The organism is Bradymonas sediminis (genome assembly GCF_003258315.1).
Classification (GTDB): Bacteria; Myxococcota_A; Bradymonadia; order Bradymonadales; family Bradymonadaceae; genus Bradymonas; species Bradymonas sediminis.
In genome coordinates this window covers 3,065,184-3,083,367 of the sequence record NZ_CP030032.1, presented here as the reverse complement: position 1 = coordinate 3,083,367, position 18,184 = coordinate 3,065,184, and the positions used below count along the sequence as shown (strand labels likewise).

At 61.8% G+C, this 18,184-nt stretch carries 12 protein-coding genes; 6 read left to right on the top strand and 6 right to left on the bottom strand.

Annotated elements, in window-relative coordinates; all coding sequences use genetic code 11:
• Nucleotides 1-108 precede the first annotated feature (108 nt).
• Nucleotides 109-1,122: a hypothetical protein gene (locus DN745_RS11615; protein WP_133622165.1), complete on the top strand. Its 1,014-nt coding sequence runs from the start codon at nt 109-111 to the stop codon at nt 1,120-1,122.
• Nucleotides 1,123-1,193: 71 nt separating this feature from the next.
• Here DN745_RS11615 and DN745_RS11610 read toward each other — a convergent pair whose 3' ends face one another.
• Together DN745_RS11610 and DN745_RS11605 are read right to left on the bottom strand one after the other, a co-directional pair.
• Nucleotides 1,194-1,829, bottom strand: coding sequence for a carboxymuconolactone decarboxylase family protein (locus tag DN745_RS11610; protein ID WP_111335036.1), 636 nt, complete (start codon nt 1,827-1,829; stop codon nt 1,194-1,196).
• 103 nt (nt 1,830-1,932) lie between these two features.
• On the bottom strand, nt 1,933-2,460 hold the full coding sequence (locus tag DN745_RS11605; protein ID WP_111335034.1) for a peroxiredoxin: 528 nt from the start codon (nt 2,458-2,460) through the stop codon (nt 1,933-1,935).
• A gap of 361 nt (nt 2,461-2,821) precedes the next feature.
• Between DN745_RS11605 and DN745_RS11600 the strand changes: the two genes are divergently transcribed.
• Nucleotides 2,822-3,988: an acyl-CoA dehydrogenase gene (locus DN745_RS11600; protein ID WP_111335032.1), complete on the top strand. Its 1,167-nt coding sequence runs from the start codon at nt 2,822-2,824 to the stop codon at nt 3,986-3,988.
• A gap of 23 nt (nt 3,989-4,011) precedes the next feature.
• Here the strand turns inward: DN745_RS11600 and mtnB are convergent, their stop codons facing one another.
• The gene (mtnB, locus tag DN745_RS11595; protein WP_162687626.1) at nt 4,012-4,665 is read right to left on the bottom strand and encodes a methylthioribulose 1-phosphate dehydratase; all 654 of its coding nucleotides are present in this window, start codon (nt 4,663-4,665) and stop codon (nt 4,012-4,014) included.
• 315 nt (nt 4,666-4,980) lie between these two features.
• On the opposite strand from mtnB, the gene DN745_RS11590 reads away from it, so the two are divergent.
• From DN745_RS11590 to DN745_RS11575, 4 genes are all read left to right on the top strand, one after another.
• Nucleotides 4,981-5,448 (top strand): tRNA (cytidine(34)-2'-O)-methyltransferase, encoded by a 468-nt coding sequence (locus DN745_RS11590; RefSeq protein ID WP_420836588.1) that lies wholly within the window; start codon nt 4,981-4,983, stop codon nt 5,446-5,448.
• A gap of 33 nt (nt 5,449-5,481) precedes the next feature.
• Nucleotides 5,482-10,002 (top strand): serine/threonine-protein kinase, encoded by a 4,521-nt coding sequence (locus tag DN745_RS11585; RefSeq protein ID WP_111335026.1) that lies wholly within the window; start codon nt 5,482-5,484, stop codon nt 10,000-10,002.
• A 222-nt stretch (nt 10,003-10,224) separates the two neighbouring features.
• Nucleotides 10,225-11,316: a hypothetical protein gene (locus tag DN745_RS11580; RefSeq protein WP_133622164.1), complete on the top strand. Its 1,092-nt coding sequence runs from the start codon at nt 10,225-10,227 to the stop codon at nt 11,314-11,316.
• A gap of 3 nt (nt 11,317-11,319) precedes the next feature.
• The gene (locus DN745_RS11575) at nt 11,320-14,739 is read left to right on the top strand and encodes a [protein-PII] uridylyltransferase family protein (RefSeq protein WP_111335022.1); all 3,420 of its coding nucleotides are present in this window, start codon (nt 11,320-11,322) and stop codon (nt 14,737-14,739) included.
• A 34-nt stretch (nt 14,740-14,773) separates the two neighbouring features.
• On the opposite strand, the gene DN745_RS11570 is transcribed toward DN745_RS11575, so the two are convergent.
• The 3 genes from DN745_RS11570 to DN745_RS11560 form a co-directional block, all read right to left on the bottom strand.
• Nucleotides 14,774-15,220 carry a DciA family protein gene (locus DN745_RS11570; protein WP_111335020.1) on the bottom strand — a complete coding sequence of 149 codons (447 nt, stop codon included), beginning with the start codon at nt 15,218-15,220 and terminating at the stop codon, nt 14,774-14,776.
• 36 nt (nt 15,221-15,256) lie between these two features.
• A complete protein-coding gene (locus DN745_RS11565; RefSeq protein ID WP_111335018.1) occupies nt 15,257-16,528 on the bottom strand; it encodes a methyltransferase domain-containing protein in 1,272 nt (423 codons plus the stop codon).
• Between the two features lie 283 nt (nt 16,529-16,811).
• A complete protein-coding gene (locus DN745_RS11560) occupies nt 16,812-18,074 on the bottom strand; it encodes a thiolase C-terminal domain-containing protein (protein WP_162687625.1) in 1,263 nt (420 codons plus the stop codon).
• Nucleotides 18,075-18,184 lie beyond the last annotated feature (110 nt).

Here is an 18,184-nt window from a genome sequence, read left to right as displayed (position 1 = left end):
ATGATGTCGGCGGCGAACATATTGTTTTTTATCTTAAATCGGAAAATTATGTTTTTGATCCATGGTGCGTGTTCGCTTGGACTTTCAAAAGGCCGGCCGCGTCGTTTTTTGCTTCACTCTTTTGTGGCCGCGTCTGCGATGGTGGTGGGTTGCGCGAGTCAGGCGCCCGAGTCTGTTGCCGTGGACCCGGCTACCCCGGTCTCTGAGGTGCGCGCGGCGAGCGCGCCGCAAGAAGCCTCCAGCGAGGCGGATTCGCGTCAAATGGAGTGGTTCAGCGGGGCCGACGCGTTGCCCGAAGGCCACCCCTGCCATGACGACACGCCGGTGGTCTACGCGTGGATGGCCGCAGATTACCCGGATCGACAGGGCAGCGGGGAGATGTGGACCTTTGAGTTAGATACCGTAGGCGGGCTCAGCGAGCGTTTGGGCCCCGAGGACCGGGCGTATTTTCGCTCGCGCGAGGTGCGCGGCGTGCGCTGGAGCGATCCGAGCGGGGCGCACCTGGTGGTGAGCTGCAATCTCGTCGGCAAAGCCCTGGCGGCCTTCGACGGCAACGCCTTGATGGAGGCGCCGCAGCTCGACGTTGAGGGCGCCCAGTTTATCCTGGGCTATTCAAACGAGTCCTCGGGCGCCCAGCGCGGTGGGCTTCGGCATATGCATCGCGGCGAAGACGGGCAGTGGCGAATTTTGAGCGAGCGGGTCCTGTGGAGTTCGATCTCCGAGGTTTATCATCCCGAATATACCGCGTTGGCCGGAGTGGTCGCTGCCCAGGACGCCGACGCAAATGAGCTGCCCGAGGTCGTCGCGTTTACGGTGCGAAATGCCCAGTCGTCTGAGGCGCAACCGGCCGAGTCCGTGTGCCTGGACGCAGGCGACGGGTCTGAGTGCGCGTATTTTGAGGTCCAGATCATCGCCAGTGAGGGCGAGCACGAGATGGTCCAGCGCGTGGCGTTGCGCCTGGACGCAAGCCTTGCCGGCACCGATGAGATCGCGGGTGGCGAGGCGATGAGCGCTAAGGCCGCCGCCACGCTCGCTGCGGCGATCGAGGCGCAGCGCCCCGCTGTGGTTGAGCGGGCGACCGAGATGCTGCGTGCGGCAAAAAAAATCGCCGACAAGCCCTGAGACAGGGCTTGTCGGCGCGAGGCTGAGTGGTCGCGCGCGTCCGTCAATGGGCGCGCGCGACGGGCTCGGCGTCATGCTTCGTGGGTGCGCAAAAACATCGCCATGGACTGGACGATGGCGCCGATGCGAATGACCTCATCGATCTGATCTTTGCTGACGTCGTGTTGTTCGGCCTCCGTGATATGCCCGGAGACACAGCTCGCGCAGCCGTTGGCCGTCGAGATCATCAGGTTGACCAATTCGGCGAAGGCTTTTCCGAGCGACGGGCGCTGAAACAGGGTCGCGCGAAGGCTGGGTTTGTGGCCCTCGAATTCGTCGGTTTGGGAGAGTGAGCGAAATTTATAATAGAAGTTAAACGAGGTGCTGGTCGCGGCGATGCCCATGCCCTCGTAGATCTGCTCCATGCTGGCGCCCTCGGCGAGCGCGCGCGCGGCGAAGAACTCGGCGAGCTCTTTATTGCCGGCGTGCGAGGCTGCCACGGCGGCCAGCACGGCCTTGGTGCCGACCTTGATCGAGGTCTCTTTGAAGAGGTGCTGGCTGACGTTCATATAGACGTCTTTGAGGTATTCGGGGCTGTTGAGCATGACGCGGATCCACGTCGGCGCGTCTTCGCCCTCGGGCACTTCGAATTTCGACAGCGCGCGCGTAAAGACTTTGGCCTGAGCGTCGCTCATTTCTTCGTCGGAAATAGGGGCTAACCAATGCATGCTTTTCTCCCGAAAGGATGGATATGAAAGGCCCCTTGCGCTCGCGCCAAAATAAGTTCGGAGTCAGGAGCGAAGGGGCTAGGGTTACTCGAGGTGCAGCGTATTAAAGCTCGAGCGTGGCGCCGCCGACTTCGCGGCCACAGGCGCAGAGCTCATCGGTCTGCAGGGCGTCGAGCACGCGCAGGGTCTCCTGCACGCTTCGGCCGACGTTCAGGTCGTTGACGTTGACCCAGCGAAGGTTGCCTTCCGGGTCGATGATGAACGTGCCGCGAAGGGCCACCGCGTCTTCGGGGTGCAGGATGCCGTAGTCCAGGGCCATCTGCTTGGAGACGTCGGCGAACAGCGGGTACTTCAGGTCGCCGAGGTCTTCGTGGCTCTTCACCCAGCCAAGATGGCTGTAGGCGGTGTCGGTGCTGCCGCCCAGAAGGACCGCGTCGCGGTCTTCGAATTCGTCGATATGGTTATTGAAATCGACCAGCTCGGTGGGGCACACAAAGGTGAAGTCCATCGGGTAGAAGAACAGCACGACCCATTTGCCGCTATAATCAGACAGGCTGATCTCGGTGATGTCGCGACCGACAAGTGCAGAAGTGGTGAATTCAGGAGCTTTTTGTCCGACCATGATGCTCATATGTGAGTCTCCGGTTTGGGGGATCGCGCGGTTTCAAAATTGAAGGATGCGCGGTTGGTGATGTGGCCAATTGTTAAATTCTATATCAAGCGTTTGGCCTAATTTAGAATTGTTCTAATTAGGCTGCTGCCCTGATATAGGCACGCATAGAACGATTGTCAAGGACGTAACATTCCCTGCGGAGAGCGAATCCAGCGGCCAGTTTTTCTCGAATCAGGTGTATAACCCGTTGGGGCCAAAAAGCCGAGGGATTCGCCGAGAATTTAGAGCATTGTATTGCATCGATGGCGGGTTCATGGCAAATGAACCGGTATTCATTGACGGCCCACTGCGGCCATTCTCAAGTGACGGAGCAGCTCCCATGACGAACGCAACCCACCCGGCCCTGACCAAACTTAGCGAAGAAGAAAAAATGTTCCGCGACGCGGTCGCGACTTTTGCCCGTAAAGAAGTCGCCCCGCGCGTGCAGAAGATGGACCACGACCAGGTGATGGATAAGGCGATCCTTGACCAGGCGTTTGAGCTTGGGTTGATGGGCATCGAAGTCCCCGAAGAGTACGGCGGCGCCGGCAGTTCCTTCTTCAACGCGATCCTCGCCGTTGAGGAGTTGGCCAAGGTCGATCCGAGCGTGTCGGTGGTCATCGACGTGCAGAATACGCTGGTCAACAACGCGATCTTGCGCTGGGGCAACGAAGACCAGAAGAAAAAATACTTCCCCAAGATGTGCAGCGAGTGGGTCGGCGCCTACGCGCTAAGCGAGCCGGGCAGCGGCTCCGACGCCTTCGCGCTGGCCACCAAGGCCGAGGATTGCGGCGACCATTGGAAGCTCAACGGCAACAAGTTATGGATCACCAATGGCAAAGAGGCGAGCCTGTATATCGTGCTGGCGAACGTGAACCCCGAGGCGGGGTATCGCGGGATTACCGCCTTTTTGGTGGAGCGCGACTTCGAGGGATTCTCGGTCGGCAAAAAAGAGGACAAGCTCGGCATCCGCGCGTCCTCGACCGTCGAGCTCATCATGGAAAACTGCATCGTCCCCAAAGAGAATGTGCTCGGCGAGATCGGCAAGGGCTATAAGGTCGCCATCGAGACGCTCAATGAGGGGCGCATCGGCATCGGCGCGCAGATGATCGGGCTGGCCCAGGGCGCCTTCGACCTGGCGATGAATTATATGATGGAGCGCGAGCAATTCGGGAAACCGATCGCGCACTTCCAGGGCCTGCAATTCCAATACGCTCAGCTCGCCTCCGAGATCGAGGCCGCCCGCCTGATGGTCTATAACGCCGCGCGCATCAAAGATGCCGGCGAAGACTTCACCAAAGCGGCCGCCATGGCGAAGTTGATCTCGAGCCAGGTGGCCGAGCGCGTCGCCTCCAAATGCGTGGAATTCCACGGCGGCGTCGGCTTCACCAAGGAGTTTGGCGCCGAGAAATTCTTCCGCGACGCCAAAATCGGGTCCATCTACGAGGGCACGACCAATATGCAATTGCAGACCATCGCCAAGCTGCTGCTCGACGAGCGCGGCTAAGCTCCCGGGGCAACGGCGCCAGCTCAGGCGCCGTTGCCTAACTCCCAGCTATAGCGAAATAGATAGGCGAAGGTTTCGACGTGGCGCTTGGCCTCAAAGGGCGTAGATCCCCAGGCGTAATATCCGTGGTTGCGGATATTTACGCCGGGGATTTTATGATTTGCAGGGTCACTTAAATGCGCGTCGACCTCGGCGGCGATGGCGGGGACGTCGGCGTGGTTGGCGAAGATGGGGATGCGCACCCGCGGGTTGGCCTCCCAGATGCCGAGCCCTTTGATCATCTCGGCGCTGGACATGCGGGTCGAGCCCAGGTTGGCGTCGCGCTCGCTGCAGAAGGCCGAATAGGGTTCGTGTACGTGATAGACCGCGCCCACGCCGGGGACCCGGGCGTAGATGGCCTGGTGGATGCACTCCTCGGCCGAGGGTTTAAGCGACGGGTCGGTTGGGTAGGCGCTTGAGTTCGCCCCGCGCTCGCCCGGCCGCGCGATCTCGCGCGCCAGGAAGTCATCCGGCGTGAGCCGACCCTTGTCGCGCCCGCTGGCGGTAATCAGGAAGTTCGTATCGTCCAGGCGCACCGAGAGATTGCCGCTGGTTCCCAGCAGCCAGCCGTGCTCGTAGAAGCAGTGGGCGTCGCGTATCATGGTCTCAGCGGCGGTTGAATAGGGCGTGTCGTGCATCGGGTAGCTCATCAGAAAAGGGTTGGGGTGCGAAGAAGCTTTTTCGCGCCAAAAGTTATGAAGTAGAATGGAAATAATGTCACGCTACGACCTCTTGTTTAACGCGTGATTTGGCGACCATGGGCCGGCGTTTAAGCGCCGCGATGACCCGCCGGGCCTATAATATAGCGCGGCGATGGTATATGAACTATTTTCCGGAATCATATTGTTGATACAAGGCGTATGATAAGTGGGAGTAATTTGACGAACGAGAAACGCGAAGGTTTTGTAATTCAGCAACCTCAGGCACGCTGGGGTACGCCGGCCGACACCGACTTGCATATTGTCCTCTTTCAGCCCGAAATACCGGGGAATACGGGCAATATTGGCCGGCTGTGCGCCGGCACCGATGTCTGGCTGCATCTGGTGCGCCCGCTGGGGTTCGAGCTCGATAATAAGCGTCTGCGCCGCGCAGGGCTTGATTATTGGCCGAATGTTAAATTATGTGTCCATGACCATTTCGATGAGATTGAGCAGATATTCGGGCGAGAGCGGCTGTGGTTTTTCTCCAAGAAGACGACGCGCTCCTATACAGATGTGGCGTTTGAGCCCGGCTCCGTGCTGGTCTTTGGGCGCGAGACCAAGGGTTTGGGCGACGATGTGCTTGAGCAATATGATGACCGGCTGTTGCGCATCCCGATGACGGATAAGGTCCGCAGTTTGAACCTGTCCAACGCGTGCGCGGTGGTCCTTTATGAGGCGCTTCGGCAGTTAGATTGGTCGCCGAGTGATGTGAATCCTTAGAGTTCGCCGGTTTTGTAGCGGCGCAGAGAAGACGTGAAATCAAGCGTAGAAAAACAGCCCTTTAGCACGACCAAATTCGGTAAATACGAATTGGTCGAGCGCATTGGTACCGGCGGCATGGCCGAGGTGTACCGCGCGCGCAGCTATGGCGCGGAGGGGCTCTATAAGACGCTGGTGATCAAGCGGATCTTGTCGGAATACGCTCAGAATAAGAATTTCATCGAGATGTTCATCTCTGAAGCCAAGATCGCGGTTCAGCTCAACCATCCCAATATTGTCCAGATCTACGACTTCGGTAGGGTCGACGATGACTTCTATCTTGCCATGGAGTTCGTCGACGGGCTCGACCTCTCCGAGGTGATCACGCTGTGCGAGCGGGCCGAGGCGCCGCTGTCGATTGGCGAGGCGGTCTATATCGTCTCGGAGGTCGCCAAAGGGCTTCATTATGCCCACAGTCGCCTGGACGAATACGGCAAGGAGTTGGGGATCGTTCACCGAGACATCAGCCCGCAGAATATCCTTGTGTCGGTCGATGGGACGGTGAAGATTGTCGACTTCGGGATCGCCAAGGCGACCAGTGAGGTCAACGAGCAGCCGGCGGTGCTCAAGGGGAAGTTCAGCTATATGAGCCCCGAGCAGGCCAGCGCCGAGCCGGTCGACGCGCGCAGCGACCTCTTTAGCCTGGGGACGGTGCTCTTTGAGCTGATCTGCGGGCGCCGACTGTTTCGCGGGGCGACTTCACAGGAGACGATGAGCCTGGTGAAGTCGGCGGTTGTCCCCGATATCGCCACGCTCAATTCGCAGGTTCCTGAGGCGCTTGAGCGCCTGCTCTATCGGGTTCTGGCGGTCGACCCCGACCAGCGTCCGGCGTCGGCGCGTGAGTTTCAGGTGGAGTTGACCCGGGTCCTCTATTCGCTCGGCGAGATTCACGACGCGCTGACCCTGTCCGGGCATGTGACGTCGATGCTTGAGGCCTCGCCGGCGGGGGCTCTGCGCAGCGGGGCGACCAGCCACACCGCGGTCACCGACGTCATCACCGGCCCCTCCAACGAGCAGACCCAAACCGCCCACGCGGCGCGCGCGGGTCTGTCAATGCAGAGCACGCCGATTGACGACCTCTTCTCCAAGGCGTCGACCCGCGAGATAAGCTCCACGGACCGCACGGTGGTCTCGACGGTGACACGCGAACTTAAGGAAGTCGTCGTGCTGGTCGCCGAGGCGGTCGGCGTGGTGGAGATGGGCGCCGGGCACGCGGGGGGGGCGCGCTGGGATAAGCTGCTGCAGGACTACCGCCGGATCGTGGAGTCCATCGCGTTTAAGAACGGCGCGATCGTCGATCGCTTCAATGAAAGGAGTTTTGTCATCGTGCTGGGCGTGCCGGTCTCCAGCGAGAATGACGCCGAGCGGGCGGTGCGCATCGCCATGGATTTACACGAGGCCCTCGCCGGGTTGAGCTTTAGCCTGGATAGTCCGCTCCAGTTGGCCATCGGCGTCAGCGTTGGCGAGGCGTTTGTTGAGCGAAATACCAAGATCGCTTCGGCCTATAAATGGTCGTTTTATTCGGACACCGAGGACCGCGGTACTCGGCTGTCGCAGGCTGCGATGGCGCGCGAGACCCTGATCGGCAAGCAGGTCTACCGTCGGGTGTTGCGCAAATATGATTGCGAGGCCGTGGACGCGGTGTCCGTCGACGGCAAGGCCCCGACACAGGCCTATCGCTTGCTCGGGCATAAGAGCCAGGAGGCGCAGCTCCAGGAGTTGCGCAAGAGCTATCGCGCGTTCCATGGCCGCGAATTACGCCTTGGCATGCTGCGCGATCTCTACCGGGAATCTCGCACCCGTGACCGCGCCATCGGCGTGCTGATCACCGGCGAGCAGGGCATCGGCAAGTCGACCCTGGTCGAGGAGTTTTTGAACGGCTTGGCCTCGCGCGACGTTGAGATTGTGCGCGGCGTCATCACCCCGCTGGAGCGCGACGTGCCGCTGGGGGCGATGGCGAATATGTTGCGCAATATGTTGCAGCTTGGCTCGTCGGATGATCTTCGCCAGTTGCGCGATACCCTGCGCGTGCGCCTCGACGCGTTCTTTCCGGAGGACGACCAGACCGAGCGCGATTTGATGCTCCACTCCCTCGGCGCGATCCTCAACCTGCGCTTTACCGATAGTGCGTTTAGCGCGCTCGATAGCGAGGAGCGCCGGGCGCGCAAATATCTGTCCATGATGCGGCTTTGGCAGCGCTACGCCCGGCGAAAGCCGGTCGTGGTTGCCATCGACGATGTGCATAATCTGGACGAGTCGACCCTCGAGTTTACCGCCTCGTTTCTCAACGCACGCCACGACGCGCCGACGTATTTGCTCTTCACCGCGGACCTGTCGCAAACCAATACGCAAACCCCGGCGTGGAAGGCGTTTCTTGGGGCGAGGTATCTGCAGCGCGAGGAGCTCAGCGAGCTCGGGTCGAGCGCGGCGCGCGAGCTGATTACGAGTCTGCTCGGGGTGCGCGGGGAGTTTGATGAGCGCCTGGTCGACGAGATTCAGCGGCGCGCCGGTGGCAATCCGCTGTTTATCAAGGAGGTCATCGAGGTATTGCACGGGCGAAACCTCATCAACGACGCCCAGGCCGTCAATAGCCTGCTGCTGAGCGATGAGAATCCCCATTGGCTGCCGGCCAGCGTGGAGGGGTTGCTCGGGGCGCGCATCGACCGGCTGGACCTCGGGCCGAAGATTGTATTGCAGCAGGTTGCGCTGCTCGGGGCGCCGTTTTCGGCTCTACAGGCGGAGTTGGTGGTGGAGCACGACGCCCGTGAGACCCTCGATGACCTGGTCGAGCTGCAACTATTGGAGCGCGCCGACACCCCCGGGCGCGGCAATAGCCAGACCTACGACCCGGCCGCGACGCCCCCGGAGGCGCGCCTATACCAATTTAGCAACGCGCTGACCCGCGAGGTCGCCTCGCGCAGCCTGGTGCCCGAGCGCGCCAGGGAGTTGCACCTGCGGATCGCCGAGCACCTGGTGGAGCGGCAGGTCGCGGGCACCGGGGCCGAGCAAGTTGGCGCCGAGAACGCGATCATCGCCGGGCATTTTGCCAGCGCCGACGAGACCGAGCGCGCGGTGCAATACTATCGAATCGCGGCCGAGAATGCGTTTAATCACCGCGGCGCCGCCGAGTGCCTGCGTATCTGCGAACGAATTATCGCGCTGTCGGGCGACGACGAAGAGGCGACCCTGCAGGTGTTATTATTGCGCGAAAAGGCGCTGGCCGAGTTGGGCGAGGTCGAGGTTCGTCACGAGGCGCTGCGCGAGCTGCGCGAGCTTGTGATGAGGGTGGGGACGCGCTCGGAGCAAATCGAAGTCATGCTGCGCGAGGCGCGGTGTTATTTCGACGAGGGTGAGTTCTCGACGGCGCGCGCAAGTTTCGAGCGCGCCCGTGAGATCGCGGCCGACGCCGACCCACAGACGCAAAAGCGCACGCTGGCGGCGAGTTATTTGATCGAGATTCCGATTCATATGAGCGCCGGAAATCCCGAGTGTGCCCATGAGTTGGTCGACCGCGCGATTGAGATCTTCTCGGAGAGCCTCGACGAGGAGGCGCTCTCCGGGTTGGCGACTTGCTATAATATGCGCGGGGTGATGCTGCGCCAGGCGGGGCGCCAGCGCGAGGCGTTCGCGGCCTATGAGAAGGCGTTGGAATACGCCGAGGCCGGTGACTTCGGGAAGCAGCAGCGTATGCTGCTGATCAACACCGGTGTGGCGCTGGCGCATGCCGGTAAGTTCAGCCAGGCCGTGATTCGCTATGAGCGCGCGCTCGAGCAATGCCGCCGCCTGGGCCATCGCAACGATGAGGCCAGCGCGCTGGTCAACCTCGGCGATTCTTATCTGCATATGGGGCGCCTGGACGAGGCGATTAAGACGATTCGTCGGGCCATCTATTTGGCCGAGAAGGCCGGCATGGGTCGCAAGATCGCCGACGGCCAGACCTCGCTCGGTCGGTGTTATCTGGAGCGCGGCGCCCTGGATAAGGCCGAGGAGACCGTGATGGAGGCGCTGCGCATCGCCGATTCGATCCCCAACGTCTATCTGGCGACCCTGGCGACGCTCGTGCTCGCCGAGGTGCACCTGGAGCGGGCAACCCACGGCGCAGACGAAGAAGACGCGCGTATCGCACTGGTGCAGGCGCAGGACGCGCTGGAGCGCAGCAATAGCGCGGGGATGACCTGGGGCGTCGCGGCGGCCTCGTCGGTGATGGCGCGCGCGCTTGACCGCCTCGGGGCGCGGGAGGAGAGCCTTGCGCGATCGACCGCCGCGGTGGCGCTGCTCGACGACGCCACGAGCTACGGCGACGGCGCGATTCGCTATACCCACGCCGAGCTTTTGCGGGGGGTTAAGGGGCGAGAAGAGGAGCGAAAAGAGGTTTTGCGCCGCGCTTATGACCACGTGATTTTGCTGCGCGACGAATTTCCCGACGCCCAGGCGCGCGAGGTCTTTATGGCGCGCCCGATCAACCGAAATATTGTCCAGGCCGCCGAAGCCCTGCTCGAGGTCGAGGGCGAATAATTTCGGCCAGAATTTGCCCGGCACGCCTGATTCTCAGGCTTTTTGCCTTAAAGGTTGCACTGCGAGCTTGCCTTTCCTAGAGTCGTGCCAAATTTAATGCGCGCCGCGCTATCGGGCTTCTCGCTTCGGTTTTTGAGCTGTAGACCGGCCGACTGATATGCCGCATTTTGTGCATCCCATTCATATCAAACCACCAACACCATCTCGTGAGCAGTATATTTTATGGCAACTCTTAATTTGAAAGACTTTCGTGACCAGACTCAGGCCCTTTATAACGAGTATGGCGCGCGATTTGCGGGCAAGCCTCGCGCCACGCGCACCATCAGCGAGCTTGATGATATCATCAAGAAACTCGAAGCGCTGGTGAACGAGGCGCGCGCTGCGGGCAACGTCGCCCAGGACCCGGCGCTTGCGTCGATGGTGGAGCAGGCGGTCGAGAACCTGGAGACCTATGACACCGAGCGCAAAGAGATCGCGCGGGTTCAGGCCCAGGGCGAGACCGCGATCGAAGGCAGCAAGCTTGCGACCTGGGCGAATCTGCAGTTTGGGCAGTATTTCCGCCACTTCGCCGGCCAGGGCCGCGCCACCCGTGACCTGGGGCGTCTCAACGAGATGATCTCGGAGCTTGAGCTGACCGAAGCGCAGATGAAGAAGCTTCTGACCAAAAAAGATATGCGTTCGGTGCGCGAGGACCTCAAGACCGTGCGCAACAACACCGCTCTTTATCGCAAGGAGCGCGACCATATTCTCAACGCGCGCGCCAACGCTCAGCCCGACGAGTTGGCCAGCTATCTGGCGACGTTGGCCAACGAGCAATTCGCGGTCTACAACTTTCATTTCGCCGGACGCCCGCGCGTTTCGCGCCGCCCCGGCCTGATGCACCGCCTGATCGCGACCCTCGAAGAGGTCGGCGCGCAGATGAAAAAGCTTGACGAGGGTGGGCTTAATAACGAGCAGAATCGCAACAATATCAAGATTGTTGAGACGCAATTAGAGACCTATCGCACGGAGTTTGGCGAGATTCAGAACGCCCGACGCAACGTCGCAGAAGGCGACCTTCCGGGGAATTTCGGTGCCGGCGCAAACTGGGCGATGGAGCAGTATCGCGAGCATTTTGCCGGCAAAGACCGCGCCTCGCGTGACCTGGTCCTTTTGTCGCGCATTTGCGACGAGATGCTCGATATGGCGCGTCAGATGCGCGATTACGATGCCGAGGTCTATAACGAGGGCAACCGCAAGAACCTGAATATCGTGTTGGATAACGCGATGCTCTATCAAAACGAGTACGAGGAAATTAAGAAGGTGCAGGGCTGATAGGTGAACTTTAACGCGATAGCTCAGGAGTATCTGCCCGCCTTGAGGGCGCGCACCGATACCCCTGAGCGCGTCGACACGCTCCTCACGCGCCTGAACCTGGGCGTCCGTGAGGGGCGTTTTGCGTTGGCCCAAGTGGCGGAGATCTTGGCGGGAGTTTTGCAGGTCGCAGACCCGGCCGACACGCTGTTATATCTGCTGCAATTCAGCGAGGAGGAGGGCGGCGCGCGCCGACTCGCCGCGCCCGGTGCGCTGGGTGTTTTTATCATTCTGGCCGGCCAGGGCGAGCACCCGGCGCATCTTCTGCAGCGCCACCCCGATGACCTTTTATACCTGGCCGAGGGGCATCTTAATCAGCAGAGAAATTATGTGGGGCGCGGGCTCGAGTCGCTCTTAGACGAGCTTAACGCGCGCATCGACGCGGGCGTGGCGGATGGGCGCGCTCTCGAGGAGGTCGCGTTTGCCGAGCTTCGCCGGTTGAAGCGGCGAGAGTCGCTGCGGATTTATTTGCGCGAGGTTGAAAACGCCAGTTCGGTGCGCCAGACGGCCGCCGAGATCGCCAACCTCGCCCAGGCCTGCCTGGAGGTCGCGTGCGTGCAGGGCGCCAGGCTGCTGGGGCGCCCCGAGCTGGTCGAGCATTTTTGCGTGCTCGGCATGGGCAAGCTCGGCGGCACCGAGCTTAATTTCAGCTCCGATGTCGACCTTATTTATATCTGCTCAAATTGGATCTGCACCGACCCGGCGGCGCTCGACGAAGGCCTTAAATCAAAGATCGACCAGCTCGGGCGTTGGGTGACGCGTGCGATGAGCGAGGCGACCGACGAAGGATATGTGTTCCGAGTGGACCTGCGGCTTCGGCCCGACGGCAATAAAGGCGGGCTGGTTAACTCGGTCGGCGCGATGGTCAATTATTACCTTAATTGGGGGAGCACCTGGGAGCGAAGCGCTTTGATTAAGGCGCGGGCGGTGGGCGGAAATCACGCCCTGGCGGACGCGCTTTTTGAGGAGCTCGAACCGTTTATGTTCCGGCGCTACCTCGACTTTAAGGTGATCGACGAGCTGCGCTCGATGAAGGAGAAGATTGACCGAAACGCGCATGTCTCGGCCATCGTGGGTCTGAAGGAGCAGGAAGTGCTGCCCCAATTGGAGCCGACTCGGCCGGTCTCCGCGTTGCAGTCACGGATGCGAAAGAAGCTGGGGCGCACCGGGGCGTTGCGTCGCAGCCGCGCCGGCAAGGTGCTGGCTAAAGAGGTTCGCCCGGAGCCATCCGCCGGGAGCAACGGGGGCAATTCCGGCGCGAAGGCGCCCACGCCGTCCGAGCCCGCGGAGGCCGACCAGCGCCGAGATGCGCGCGACGCCTCGCCGTTTGGCTGGGACGTGAAGATCGGGGTGGGTGGCATCCGTGAAATCGAATTCTTCGTGCAGGCCCTGCAACTCATCCACTGCGGCACACGCGAGTCCTTGCGGGTGCGCGGCACCCTCGAGGCGCTGGATCGCCTGCTCTATGTCGGGTTGATCACGCACGAGGATCACCGCTGCCTGGCCGATGCCTACGACCTTTTTCGGCGCGTGGAGCACCGCATTCAGATGGAGTCAGACCGCCAATCACACCGGCTTCCTGCCGACGTCGACGGCTTTCAGCGCCTGGCGCAGCGCATGTTGATGGACGAAGACGCGCTGCGCAGCGCGTTGACGTACTCGCGCGAGAAGGTCGCGGTTATTTTCGAGCGCCTCTTTAGGGATTCGGCGAAGACCTCGCGCGAGCCGACGGTGCGCGAGTCGCGCCCGAGCGAGCTCGTCACGGTGATGGGGGTGAGCCCGGAGCGCCTCTTTGACCCCGTGGTCCTTGACTCCCTGGTGGCGCTGGGCTTTCGGCGCCCGCGCCAGGTCGCCGGGCAGGTGCAGGTGTTGCGCGAGCAGAATTACGGGCCCTTTGGGCTTCGGGCGGGCACCGAACAGAGCCAGCTCGGGCGATATCTTTTGCAGGCTTGCGCGAGCGCGCCGGACCCCGACCAGGCGCTGAGCAATTGGGCGAGGTTATCGGCGATCATCGGCGACCGCCCGAGCTTTTATGGGATGCTCTTTGAGAACCCGCACGCCACGCGGCTGCTGGTGCACGTGCTGGGGTCGAGCGAATTTCTGGCGTCGATCATTTTGCGTGAGCCCAATATCATCGACTATTTGCTCGGGTCTTCCACCGTTGCGGTGGTGCGCGAGCGCGATGAGATGGCCGACGAGTTAGCGCGGCGTCTCTCGGGGATCAAAGACCCGAGCCATCGGCTGGGGCGTGTGCGCCGCTTTCACCAGGAAGAGGTGCTGCGCATCGCGCTGCACGAGGTCGCCGGTGCCTGCGAGATCGAGGTGTCCGTGCGGCAATTGTCGATGCTCGCCGAAGTCTTGATCGACGCGGTGCTCGGCGAGGTCTACGCCAACCTCTGCGAGGGGCTTGAGGGCGACCGGCCGGTGCCGCCGCTTGAGGAGCTTGGGTTCGTCGTCCTCGCGATGGGGAAGCTCGGCGGGCGTGAGATCTCAATTGGCAGCGACCTCGATATCGTCTTTATCTACGAGCCCGACGACACACTTGGCTTCGACCCCTCGTTCTATATGCGTCTGGCCCAACGGCTGGTGCGAAACCTGTCGTCCGTGAGCGCGCAGGGGAAAATGTATGAGGTCGACACGCGCCTGCGCCCGTCGGGCTCCCAGGGGACGCTCGTCGTGAGCCTGGATGCCTTCCGGGAGTATCATGCGATGCACGCCGACCTCTGGGAGCGCCAGGCGATGGTGCGGGCGCGCGCGTTGACCGGTCCGCCAGGCCTTCGCCGACGGCTGATGGCCCTGCGCCAAAAGATTGCGTTTGAGAGCGAGAATCCGGCCGATCTGGCCAGGGCGATGTTTGAGATGCGCCGGCGTATCAGCCGAGAATTTGGCAGCGCGGGGACCAGCTTCGATATAAAATTCGACGCCGGTGGCATGGTCGATGTGGAGTTTCTGACCCAATACCTCCAACTCTATTATGGCCGTCGCGTCAGCAATATTGACGGGGCTGAGGCTGGCCGAGCCGAGGTGGATTCGGTGGCGCAGCGATTGGGCGAGGGCGTAGTCTTTGGCCCGCGCAGCCAGAATACGATGCACGCGTTGGCCGGGTTCGCCGAGGCCGTGGAGCGCGAGGAGATATCCCTGGGCATCGACTGCCTGCAATTGCTCGAAGACTACCGTATGTTGCGGCGGGTGGAGGCGCGGCTTCGTATGAGCGATCTTCGGGCGTCGAACCAATTGCCGACCGAGGTCGAGGAATTGAATATCCTGGCGCGCCGCCTCGGGTTTCAGGGGGGCAGCGCCGGCGAGCAATTGCGCACGGAGCTTGATGTGCTGGCCGAGCGGGTGTCGCTGGCCCTTGAGGCAGTGCTCGGGCAATCGCCCTAAGATTCGAAAAGGTGGGGGCGGGTGTTCAGCGCGCCTATTCGGGCTTTTCAGCGTCCATATGCGCGCGAATTCGCAACATTAAATCGCGGGTCTTATCGTCAAGGCGTGCGAGGTTGTCCTGGGTGTTTGCGTCGAGCGTGTCGAGGTTCGGGAGCGCGGGGGCGTCGTCGGGCGCCTTAGCCCCGCTGCGCGGCGCGGCGGGCAGGTTCTCGACGACGAACTCGAGGCGGTTGACGCGCCACGGCAGCAGGCGATGGATGCGCGCGTGAACCGAGCGCTTGTGGCGCTTGATTTCCTTTAGCCAGGCGTCGCTTGCCACGGCGATGACCAGCGTCTTATCGCGCAAATATTTGGGTTGGGTGCGGTGGCAAAGGGGCTCGCCGAGCAAGGTCGGCCAGACCTCGCGCAGGAGTTCGGGGGGCGGTGTTTTTTGGCGCGACGCACCCGTCGAGAGTGCGTCGCGCAGGAGTTTAGAGAGCATCGGTGGCTCCGCCGGCGCGAGCTGCGCCGGGTGGGCTCAGGTTCGCAGAGCTTTGACCGTGATCGCGTCGCCTGCAATGCTGTCTTCCATGACCTCAAAGCCGGCGCGGCGCAGACGTTGGTGCAACTCCTCGCGGGTAAACCAGTGGAATTGCGTCGGCACCTCTGCGGCGCGCTTAAGGGTGCGGCGCAGCAGGCCATCGCCCTGGATAAACGTGCTGATGACGCAAATTCCGTCGGCCTCGAGCACGCGCGCGAAGTTGCGCAACGCCTCATCGATATTATCCATCAGGTGCAGCGCGCCGGCACAATGCAGGCGATTATAGGCGCCCCGGCGTGCCGGGATGCGCGCCGCGTCGCCGCGGATCAAGAAGACGTCGTCGTCGAGCCCGTCGCGGCGAAGATACGTGCGCGCGGTCTCAAGCATCGGCCAGGACAGGTCCATGCCGACCACCAGTGACTTCTCTTCGTCACTGCCCGAGAGCTCAAGCAGGCGCTGGGCAAAATAGCGGGTGAAGTTTGCCGTGCCCACGGCCACGTCGAGCAGGCGAGAGTCCGCCTCCAGGTCGAGCATCTCGCCGGCCAGGATATACTCTTCGCCGAGGGTTCGGTCCGAGATGATCCCGGTGAGGCGCGGGCGCATGATGTCTTCGTAGAAGCGCGCGTAGATGCGCGACTCCATCAGTCGCTGGGTGACGCTTCGTCCGCTGGGCTTGGGCGGAGCGAGGTCGGCGACGCCGCTGTGAAAATTATACTCGCGGTGGCAGGCCTTGCAGGTCAGGGTGGTGGCACCACGGTCAAAATCATCGTGTCCGCAGGCCGGGCATCGAAGCGTTTCGATGAAACGAAGCACGCGGGCGTCACGCGGAGAGAGTTTCGCCGGCTGCGCGGGCGGCTTGGGCAGCGGGGTCATTTTCTCGGGCGCCGACTTGGGCGCTTTGGCCGGGGCTGCGGCTTTCTTTTCGGTCTTCTTCTCAACCGTGGGCTTCTCGGCCTTTTGGGCGGCCGGCGCCGCCTTGGTTTTCTCGGTTGGCGCCGGTTTCGCCGCCTTCTTGGGGGCATCTTTCTGGGCGTCTTTTACCTCCGCAGCAGACGCCTGTAGCGCCTCTTTAGCCGCGGCGTGAATCTTTTTGGCCAGCGCCGCGCCGATCCCTTTGACCTTCTGAAGCTCGCCATTTTTGGAGACCTCAACAAGCTCCTCAACCGTATTGATGCCAAGCTGTTCGATGATCGCCTCGGCCTTGGCCGGTCCGACGAATTTCACCTGTGCGAGCTCTTCGATACCTTTTGGGGTGGGTTTCTCGGCCATGCTGGGTGCCTCACAAAAAGAATAGCGTATTAATTTAAAGAACCATCATCGCTGATTAATCGAAATGACGCGGTGTGTCAAACGTTTGACGCGGGCTCAAGGGGGTTCAAAGAGATGCGCAATGAGCATAGGTCTGCGCGATTGGGGGCGTCAAAGCCGCCTACTATTTAAGCACACCAGGCCGAAAAGAAAGCCCCGGGGCGAAATGAGTCGATATAAAACGACGGCCCGCCCATTGACAATGGGCGGGCCGTCGGTGAGTCCGGGCTAACGCTGGGCTTAATCAGTCGACATTCTTAAGCGCCATGACCACGGTGGTGCGGTCGTCGCCGCCCATATTGGCCGTCAGGCCGACCGTCGGGGCGTTGGGCATCTGGTAGTCGCCGCATTGACCCTTCATCTGACGATAGATCTCGAGGAGCTGCTTGACGCCGGTGGCGCCGACCGGGTGACCGTAGGCGATGAGTCCGCCGCCGGTGTTGACCGGGATGTCGCCGTCGATGGCGGTGGCGCCGGAGCGCGCAAGCTCGGCACCTTTGCCGGGCTCGGCGAATCCGAGGGCTTCGTACATCAACAATTCGGTGACCGCGAAGCAGTCATGAACTTCGGCGACGTCGATGTCGGAGGGGCGAAGGCCGGTCTCTTCATAGAGCTGCTTGGCCGCAAGCTCGGTATTGTCGAGCACGGTATAGTCGTTGACCCGGCCCAGCGGCGAGGTGGTGTGGGCGTAGCCGAGGATCTCGACGCAATCGCTCGGGTCGATGCCGAGCTTTTTGAGGCCGTCTTCGCTGGCGAGGATGACCGCCGCGCCGCCGTTGCTGACCTGGGAGCAGTCGCTGACCTTCAGGTGCTCTTTGAGCTCGGGGTTGCGCAAAAACGCCGGGTTGCGGTCGCTGGCAGCCGACGCGTTCTCAAGCGTCATCGTGACCTCGCGCATATGCGCCAGCGGGTTCTTATTGGCGTTGGCGTACGCCTTCACCGTGACGTGGGCGATATCTTCGTCGGTGACGCCGAATTTCTCTTTATAGAATTTCGCGCGCCGAGCGAACATCGCCGGGAAGGTGAAGTCGTCGATCTCACGCTCCTCTTCCCAGTGGGACGCGCGTGCCAGGAAACCCGCGCCTTCGCGCGCGCTCACCGTGGTCTGCACCTCGGCGCCTGCGGCCATCACGACGTCGTAGCCGGCGTTGAGCGCGTCGATGGCGCCGATGGCGGCCAGGCCGCCGGAGGCACACGCACCCTCAACGCGGGTGAAGGGCTTGCCGTTGAGCTTCTCGTCTGCGCGAACCGCCATGGCGCCCAGGTGGCCCTGGTTCGAGAAAAGTTCGCCGGCGAAGTTGCCGATAAACCCCTTCTCGATGGCGTCGGCGTCGACGTTGGTGTCGGCCAGCGCCTTCTGGATCGCCGCGCTCAGGGTTTCCTCGAGCGTGGGGTTCTCACGGGTGCCGAAATCCGGGTGCTTCTTCCAGATGAAGTCGGGGTGCATCTTGCCGATAAAGGGCGTCAGAGCGCCGCCAACCATATAAATTTTGCGTCGAAATTTCATGGGTCTTCTCCTTTGAGTCGCGGAATTTCGGGGTGTTAAAAGCCCGGTGATTGCTTTGCGATGAGGTGCGCACGCCGGGTCAATATCTATACAGCCAATGCGATATGAGC

Coding starts and splice junctions, on each gene's coding strand:
- DN745_RS11610 (WP_111335036.1), bottom strand. CDS start 1,829: ATGCATTGGTTAGCCCCTATTTCCGACGAAGAAATGAGCGACGCTCAG.
- DN745_RS11605 (WP_111335034.1), bottom strand. CDS start 2,460: ATGAGCATCATGGTCGGACAAAAAGCTCCTGAATTCACCACTTCTGCA.
- DN745_RS11600 (WP_111335032.1), top strand. CDS start 2,822: ATGACGAACGCAACCCACCCGGCCCTGACCAAACTTAGCGAAGAAGAA.
- mtnB (WP_162687626.1), bottom strand. CDS start 4,665: ATGCACGACACGCCCTATTCAACCGCCGCTGAGACCATGATACGCGAC.
- DN745_RS11580 (WP_133622164.1), top strand. CDS start 10,225: ATGGCAACTCTTAATTTGAAAGACTTTCGTGACCAGACTCAGGCCCTT.
- DN745_RS11570 (WP_111335020.1), bottom strand. CDS start 15,220: ATGCTCTCTAAACTCCTGCGCGACGCACTCTCGACGGGTGCGTCGCGC.
- DN745_RS11565 (WP_111335018.1), bottom strand. CDS start 16,528: ATGGCCGAGAAACCCACCCCAAAAGGTATCGAAGAGCTCGCACAGGTG.
- DN745_RS11560 (WP_162687625.1), bottom strand. CDS start 18,074: ATGAAATTTCGACGCAAAATTTATATGGTTGGCGGCGCTCTGACGCCC.